Origin of the sequence: Streptomyces sp. NTH33, assembly GCF_003236365.1 — a bacterium.
In the GTDB taxonomy this organism is placed as follows: Bacteria; Actinomycetota; Actinomycetes; order Streptomycetales; family Streptomycetaceae; genus Streptomyces.
Window position 1 is genome coordinate 1 of the sequence record NZ_POTZ01001036.1, and the last position, 734, is coordinate 734.

Below are 734 nucleotides of genomic sequence, written 5' to 3' on the forward strand. Positions count from 1 at the left end.
GGGGCGGGTGGCGCCGCGACGGCCGCGGGCGCGGCTGTCAGGGTTCCGGCGATGACGGCGAACGCGAGTGCGGCCGCGCTCTTCCCGTGCCCGATACCGCGCCGAAGTCGCACGGCCCCTCCTCGTCGATCGGCCTTCGAAAGTCGTGTCGAAGGCGGTGTCGAAGAGTCCTGACCACACCATCCCCGGGGGAAGGTGTCAACGAGAGTGGCCGTTGTGCCGCGATTGACCGAACCTGGAGTCGGGCGAGTGTGACCAGCGGCACGTCATTCGTTCTGGTACGTCTGCCCTCGCGAGCACGGGGTAGGGCTGCGGTAATCCGACCGCTGGACGCCCGTGACCGACGTACTCGACAAGGAGGCCCCCGTGGCCGCACCGGCACACCTTCTGCTCTCGGCCCTGTCCCAACACGTGGCGGAGCCGCCCGCTCCCCACCTGCTGCCCGCCGACGATCCGCTGCCGGCCGGCGACCGGCCCCTCGCCGGCCGGCTGTCGACCGCCGACGACTCCGGCCTGTGCGCCCTCAGCGCCGAGAGCACCTGCGCCGAGACCCCGCTGACCAGCGAGCCGCCGCTGCCCGACGCCGAGCCGCTCACCAGCGAGCCGCCGCTCGCCGAGGCCGCCCCCCTGACCAGTCAGTCGGTCGCCGAGGCGGCCGAACAGGACCCCTGCCGCGCGGAGTTGTAGATGACAGCATCGCGGCCGGCCGAACCCCCTGAACCCTCCGGATCTCC

Annotated in this window: 1 protein-coding gene; it reads left to right on the plus strand. The window is 72.6% G+C overall.

Annotated elements, in window-relative coordinates:
- The first annotated feature begins 366 nt into the window (after window positions 1-366).
- Window positions 367-687 carry a hypothetical protein gene (locus C1I97_RS38305; RefSeq protein ID WP_111007402.1) on the plus strand — a complete coding sequence of 107 codons (321 nt, stop codon included), beginning with the start codon at window positions 367-369 and terminating at the stop codon, window positions 685-687.
- Window positions 688-734 lie beyond the last annotated feature (47 nt).